The organism is Comamonas sp. MYb69, assembly GCF_037479315.1.
In the GTDB taxonomy this organism is placed as follows: Bacteria; Pseudomonadota; Gammaproteobacteria; order Burkholderiales; family Burkholderiaceae_C; genus Comamonas.
Genome location: NZ_JBBGZG010000001.1, coordinates 215,280 through 222,212, shown reverse-complemented (window position 1 = coordinate 222,212; position 6,933 = coordinate 215,280). Strand labels below are relative to the sequence as shown.

The window sequence follows — 6,933 nt, the reverse complement described above, 5'->3', positions numbered from 1 at the left end:
AGACGAGGCGTCGCAGGCGCAGACAGTACGCCTGTACGGCAAGCCTGCGCAACGAAGGATCAGGCCCTATATCGGCGCCCCCGCACGATCAACAGCCCAAAACTCAAAACAACACCAGCCCCAAGCATCACATGAGATCAAACGGTATGCTGGAGCGAGCCCAAGAAGCAAGCGCAACGCCCACCCCACCACCCCAACGCCGAGATAGGGCTTGAGACGAGGCGTCGCAGGCGCAGACAGTACGCCTGTACGGCAAGCCTGCGCAACGAAGGATCAGGCCCTATATCGGCGCCTCAGCACGATTAACAGTCCAAACTCCAAAACAGCACAAGAACTCAACACCCCAGCTGATCGGCTAAGTCAAGGATGCTGCTGCAGTGGTAGGTGTTGTTTGGTTGGGGGGTTACATCTTTGGGTTGGTTGGATCCGTATTCATGGGGCCGTTGGATATACGCCGTCTGCAACCCACACCCCCGAGCCGCCGCCAAATCACTGTGATGCGCAGCGACAAGCATCACGGCAGAAGCCTCCACCCCAAAAACATCCGCCACACCCAGATACGCCCGGGGATCGGGCTTGTAGGCCTGAAAAACTTCGGCCGACAAAACACAATCCCAGGGCAGCCCGGCGTTCTTGGCCATATGGGTCAGCAAGGCAATATTGCCGTTGGACAGCGGCGTAATGACAAAGCGGCTTTTGAGCCGCTGCAGGCCAGCGACGGCATCGGGCCAGGGGGACAGCCGGTGCCAGACCCGGTTCAGCTCGGCGCGCTCGGCCTCGGGCATGCCGCCCAGCCCAAACTGCGGCAGGATGCCGTCCAGAATGCGGCGGTGCAGCACATCCATGCGCGTCCAGCCCAGCTGGCCCTGGCGTACCAGGTCCATCGCCGGCTGGTAGCCCTTGCGCCAGGCCAGTGCAAAGGCGTCGCCATCGACCTGGGGATAGCGGGCGGCCATTTCGCGCGCGATGCTGTCGTGCCAGTCCACCACGGTGCCAAATACGTCAAACGCCAGAATCTGGGGGTGCGCTACAGCCATGGGTGGGTTTCCAACAAAGAAAAAACACCGCCGAGCATGCGCCAGCACGGGCAGGCGCCCTATCGCGCAGGCGTCAGCCCAGGGTTCTTTGAGAGCGCAGGCACAAAAAAAGCGCGATGTCTAGGACATCGCGCTTGGTGACTTAACTTTTTTAACCCGAATGGTTAACCAACTGGCGCTTCGATTTTAACGCAATTCGACAATTTTTAACTAATCTAATTGAATATTGTTGGTTTTTATCACGGGACCCAGTTTATTACGCTCTGTGACGAGGAATTTCTCCATCTCGCTGCGGCCCGTCGGCGTCACTTCCAGCCCCATGTCTTCGAGGCGCTTGACAACGGCCGGGTCCTTCAAGGTGGCCTGCAGCTGCTCGCTCAAGCGGTTCACACGGTCTTCCGGCGTGGCCTTGGGGACCACCAGGCCCTGCCAGGCATAGGCTTCAAAGCCCTTCACCCCCTGCTCATCCAAGGTGGGCACATCCGGAAACACCTTGGAGCGCTGCGGCGTTGCAATGCCAATGGCGCGCAGCTTGCCCGCCTGGATGTTCTGGAAGCCGGCCACCGAGTCGACAAACATGAAGGGCACCTGGCCGCCCAGCACATCCTGCACCGCAGGCGCTGCGCCCTTGTAAGGCACATGCACCAGGCTCAGCTTGAGCTGCTCCTTGAAAATCTCGGTCGCCAGGTGGTGGGGCGAGCCTGCGCCGGGCGTTGCATAGCTGACGCCACCCTGCTGCGCCTTGGCCCAGACGGTGAACTCGGCCAGGTTCTTGACCGGCAACTTGGGGTTGACGACCAAGATCAGCGGAAAGCGCACCAGCATGCCCACCGGCGCAAAGTCCTTTTCGGCGCTGTAGCTGAGCTTTTGGTACAGAAAGGCATTGGCCGCCAGGGTGCCGGTGTCACCCGTGAGCAGGGTATAGCCATCGGGCTTGGCGCGCGCGGCGTAATCGGCACCGATATTGGTGGCCGCGCCAGGCTTGTTGAGGATGATGATGGACTGGCCCAGGGCCTTGGCCATCGGCTCGGCCACCACGCGGGCGACCACATCGGAGCCGCCGCCCGCCGCATAGGGCACAACCCATTCAATGGGACGCTCGGGGTAGGCGGCGTGGCCGAGGACCGGCAAGGCCAGCGCGGCGGCAGCCAGCAGCTGGCGCAGGGAAAAAGGGGTGGGCATGGTGTTGTCTCCTGTTGCTAATCTTTTTGTCTCAGTGGCACCGGGCTACGGGCGCCGGGCGCCGGCCGGGGCCTGGTGGCATTGTCCACCTGCCCCCAGCCAGGCAGCTGTCGCTTACAGCGTACGCGCAGGCAGCATCTGGCCTTCGCAAGGGCCAAAGCCGATGCGGGCGGCACCGGGCCGTTCGCACCAGCCGCGCAGCACCACGGCGTCGCCATCTTCCAGCCAGGTGCGGGTCTCGCCATTGGGCAAGGTCAGCGGCTGCTTGCCGCCCACGGTCAGCTCGATCAGCGCGGCGGCCTGGTCCAGGCTGGGGCCGGACAGGGTGCCGGTGCCCAGCAGGTCACCGGGCTGCAGGTTGCAGCCGTTGACGGTGTGGTGGGCGACCAGCTGCGCCACAGTCCAGTAGGCATGGCGGTAGTTGGACTGGGTGATCTGCACCGCTGGCTGGCCGGCGGCACGCATCTTGGCCGTCTGCAGGTCCACGGCCAATGCAATGTCAAAGGCACCGGCATCGCGGTTGTGGGCGCTGTCCATATAGGGCAGCGGCTGCGGATCGCCGTCGGGGCGGGCAAAGGCGACGCGGTAAGGCGCCAGCGCCTCCAGGGTCACCACCCAGGGGGAGAGGGTCGAGGCAAAGTTCTTCGACAGAAACGGGCCCAGCGGCTGGTATTCCCAGGGCTGGATGTCGCGTGCCGACCAGTCATTGAGCAGGCAGAGGCCAAACACATGGTCCTCGGCCTCCCCAATGCTGACGGGCTCGCCCAGCGCGTTGGACTGGCCCACGAAGATGCCCATTTCCAGCTCGATATCCATACGCGCGCTGGCCTTGACCGTCGGCACCGCGGCATCGGGCGCCTTGGTCTGGCCCACCGGGCGCTTGAACGGCGTGCCCGAGACCACGATGCTCGACGAGCGGCCATGGTAGCCAATCGGCACCCACTGGTAGTTGGGCAGCAGGGGGTTGTCCGGGCGGAACTGCTTGCCGATATTGGTCGCGTGGTGGATGGAGGTGTAGAAGTCGGTGTAGTCACCGATCCGCGCGGGCAGGTTGTACTCGGCCTGCGCTTGCGGCACCAGGAAGCCCTGCCACTGCGCCTGCTCGGCAGCGCCCACGCGCAGGCCGCGCGACAGCGCCAGGCGCAGCGCGCTCCAGGCCTGGGGGCCCAGCGCCATCAGGGCGTTGAGCGATTCCTGCGCGCCCGCCTCGGCGGCGCGCTGCGCATCGCCGCTCAGGCTGCCGCCGGCGGCCAGCGCCTGCAGGTCGACAATCTGGTCGCCAATGGCGACGCCGCCGCGCCAGGCTTGCTGGCTGCCTTGGCGGCGAAAGCTGGCAAAGGGCAGGTTCTGCAGCGGAAAATCGCTGCCAGCGGCCTGGGCGCTAGGAACCCAGCTTTGCAGCGCGGGGTCATGGGTTTCGTTGAGCAGGGTCATGCGTTGATGTCTCCAAGTGGGGTTGCAGCGGGCGCATCTGCGTTGTGTGCCCGCTGCGGTTCAGTCTCAGTGGCCTCGGCGGCCTTAGGCCTTACCTTGCGGCTTGAAATGCTTTTGCAGCCCTTGCCAGCAGCGGTAGTACTCGTGCTGCAGCTGCACCGTCTCCAGCGCATAGGCGGTGGGCTGGATGACGGCGGGGGTCTCGAACATGAAGGCCATCGTGTTGTCGATGTAGTGCGGTTTGTGCGTGTCGGCCTGGCTGGCCTTGTCGAAGGTATCGGCATCGGGCCCGTGGCCGCTCATGCAGTTGTGCAAAGAGGCGCCGCCGGGCACAAAGCCCTCGGCCTTGGCGTCGTAGGCGCCCTCAATCAAGCCCATGAACTCGCTGGCAAAATTGCGGTGGAACCAGGGCGGACGGAAGGTGTCCTGCGCCACCAGCACGCGCGGCGGGAAGATGACAAAGTCCAGCGCATCCACGCCAGGCAGGGAGGTGGGCGATTGCAGCACCAGAAAGATCGACGGATCGGGGTGGTCGTAGCTGATCGAGCCGATGGTGTTGAAGCGGCGCAGATCGTATTTGTAGGGCGCGTAGTTGCCATGCCAGGCCACCACATCGAGGGGCGAATGGCCGATGCGCGCCGACCAGAAGTGGCCGCGCAGCTTGGCCACCAGCTCGAAGTCGCCCTCCTTGTCCTCGTAGGCGGCGACCGGCGTCTGGAAATCACGCGGGTTGGCCAGGCCGTTGGAGCCGATCACGCCCAGGTCAGGCAGCTTGAGCAGCTCGCCGTAGTTTTCGCAGATATAGCCGCGCGCCGTGCCGTCGAGCAAGGTCACGGCAAAGCGCACCCCCCGGGGCACCACGCAGATCTCTTGCGGCTCGACCTCCAAGGTCCCCAGCTCGGTGGCAATCTGTAGCCGCCCCTGCTGGGGCACGATCAGCAGCTCGCCATCGGCGTTGTAGAAGTAGCGCCCCTCCATGCTGCGGTTGGCGGCATACAGGTGGATGCCGCAGGCGGCATTGCCGCCCATGCTGACGATGCCCTGCAGAAAATCGCAGGGCGCATCGGGCAGCGGCAGCGGATCCCAACGCAGCTGGTTGGGGGGCGTGGGCACCTCGTCAAAACCGCCGGTGACATGGCTTTTCCAGCGCGGCAGGGCCAGCGGCGCAAAGGGCTCATGCATGGCGCCGGGGCGGATGCGGTAGAGCCAGCTGCGGCGGTTGCTGTGGCGCGGCGCGGTAAAGGCCGTGCCCGACAACTGCTCGGCATACAGGCCCAGCGGCGCGACCTGCGGCGAATTGCGCCCCACGGGCAGCGCCCCCGGCTCGGCCTCGGTCGCCCATTCATTGGCAAAACCTGTCATATAGTGCCGGGGCTCGGCGTTCAAACTGCGCATGCATGTCTCCTTTCAGTCGTTATTGGGGCGGGTGTGCCGGCCGTGCAGACCTGGCGCACTAGGAATCCCTAGGGAAAATACTGGACGTGGGCGTGCCCTGGGCGCTTCCGCAAAGCGGGGCTCCGTGACATAGTCGCGGTAGCTGTTTTCCCAGCCAGCATTGATACAAAACCAAGGAGACGCGTTGAACACGCCGCTGGACCGTACCTATACCCACCGCCTGCATGCGCTGGCCAAAGTCACCGACCGCACCACCCAGATGGTGTACGAGGAGGAGGTGGGCATCCCTATCAGCGAGGCCCGCTGCCTGGCAGCGATTGGCGCGTTCCATCCCTTGTCGGTCAATGACCTGGCGATGCGCGCCAACCTGAACAAGGCCCAGGCCAGCCGCTCCACCCAGGCGCTGGTCGAGCAGGGCCTGGTGCTCAAGCAGGCCAGCGAAGTGGACGGGCGCGGCGTGGTGCTCAGCCTCACGCCCAAGGGCTGCGAGTGCTGGGAGAAGGTCATGGTGGTCATCGCCCGCCGCAATGAAGAGATTCTCTCGGCGCTGACCATCGACGAGCGCGAGCAGCTCAGTGTGCTGCTCGACCGCCTGCTGCAGCACGCGCGCCAGACCAGCCTGCCCGAGTAGCGCGGCCCTGCTGCCCGCAGGGCTGCATGCATGGCGCCGCAGCGGCTTGCGCCGCCGCTGGCAGGCATGCAGCCTGGCCATCATGCAGCGGCCTCCGGCTCGGCCACGGCATCGGCCTGCGCCTGGTAGAGCGAGGCCACGTTCTGGTCAATCGCACCAAACAGGCTGTGGCCGTCCTTGCCCTTCATCTCGATGCGCACCGTGTCGCCAAACTGCATGAAGCCGGTGGCGGTCTTGCTTTTTTGCAGCACTTCCATGCTGCGCTTTTCGGCGATGCAGCCATAGCCCTTGGGCCAGTCCATGCGGCCGTGCTTTTCGGCGCCGCTGTTGCTGACGGTGCCGCTGCCCAGCACGGTGCCGGCGCGCAGGTGGCGCGTCTTGGCGGCGTGGGCGATCAGCTGGCCAAAGTGAAAACCCATCTCCGGGCCCGCATCGCACATGCCGACCTTGCGGCCGTTCCAGCTGGTCTGCAAGGCCAGGTGCACCTTGCCGCCGCGCCAGGCATCGCCCAGTTCATCGGGGGTGATGGCCACCGGGCTGAAGGCCGTCACCGGCTTGCTCTGCACCAGGCCCGCGCCCTTGTCCAGCTCGGCCGCCTGCAGCTGGCGCAGGCTCACCGGATTGGCCAGCATCAGCAGGCGCACGCTGTCGAGCGCATCTTCGGGACTGCTGTCCTGCTTCACATCGCCGGTGATGACGGCGAGCTCGGCCGAGAAATCAATGCCCATGGCCTCGCTCGCCACGACGATGTCGTCACAGGGGCCGATGAAGGCGTCGCTCGCGCCCTGGTGGACCAAGGGATCGGTCTTCAGCGCCGCGGGCAAGTCCTCACCCGGTGCCTGGCGCAGCAAGGCCACATGGCTCAGGTAGGCGACGCCGCAGAGCCATTGGTAGGCGCGTGGCAGCGGTGCCATGCACTGGGCGGGGTTGAAGTCAAAGCTGTGGCGCGCGCGGTCGGCATTGAGCGCGTCGTACAGGTCCTGCAGCTGGGGGGCGTAGAAATACCAGTCGTCGAGCACCTGCTGGAGGCGGTGCGCGATCCCGGAGGCGTAATGGGCCGTGCGCAGGTCGCGCGAGACGACGACCAGCTGGCCGTCGCGCGATCCGTCTTTATAGCTTGCAAGCTTCATACCGGTGTCTCACAGTCAAACATGCCTCTATCGTGCCAGATTGGCCCCAGGCTGGGCGCTTGCCACGCTGCTTGTGCCTATCGCAATGCACGCCTTGCAGCGTGAAATTACGATTAGTGAAATG

6 protein-coding genes are annotated in these 6,933 nt (G+C 64.9%); 1 reads left to right on the top strand and 5 read right to left on the bottom strand.

Annotated features, from left to right (window positions below; translation table 11 throughout):
• Positions 1–335: 335 nt before the first annotated feature.
• From WH303_RS00935 to hmgA, 4 genes are all read right to left on the bottom strand, one after another.
• Positions 336–1,037 (bottom strand): haloacid dehalogenase type II, encoded by a 702-nt coding sequence (locus WH303_RS00935; RefSeq protein WP_339516205.1) that lies wholly within the window; start codon positions 1,035–1,037, stop codon positions 336–338.
• A gap of 210 nt (positions 1,038–1,247) precedes the next feature.
• Positions 1,248–2,219, bottom strand: coding sequence for a Bug family tripartite tricarboxylate transporter substrate binding protein (locus WH303_RS00930; protein WP_339516203.1), 972 nt, complete (start codon positions 2,217–2,219; stop codon positions 1,248–1,250).
• A 114-nt stretch (positions 2,220–2,333) separates the two neighbouring features.
• Positions 2,334–3,653, bottom strand: coding sequence for a fumarylacetoacetase (fahA, locus tag WH303_RS00925; protein WP_339516201.1), 1,320 nt, complete (start codon positions 3,651–3,653; stop codon positions 2,334–2,336).
• Positions 3,654–3,737: 84 nt separating this feature from the next.
• Positions 3,738–5,048, bottom strand: a complete 1,311-nt coding sequence (gene hmgA / locus WH303_RS00920; protein ID WP_339516199.1) for a homogentisate 1,2-dioxygenase — start codon at positions 5,046–5,048, stop codon at positions 3,738–3,740.
• Positions 5,049–5,232: 184 nt separating this feature from the next.
• On the opposite strand from hmgA, the gene WH303_RS00915 reads away from it, so the two are divergent.
• Complete coding sequence (locus tag WH303_RS00915; protein ID WP_021025643.1) at positions 5,233–5,679, top strand: MarR family winged helix-turn-helix transcriptional regulator; 447 nt, start codon at positions 5,233–5,235, stop codon at positions 5,677–5,679.
• 80 nt (positions 5,680–5,759) lie between these two features.
• On the opposite strand, the gene WH303_RS00910 is transcribed toward WH303_RS00915, so the two are convergent.
• Positions 5,760–6,809, bottom strand: a complete 1,050-nt coding sequence (locus WH303_RS00910; RefSeq protein ID WP_339516196.1) for a fumarylacetoacetate hydrolase family protein — start codon at positions 6,807–6,809, stop codon at positions 5,760–5,762.
• Positions 6,810–6,933 lie beyond the last annotated feature (124 nt).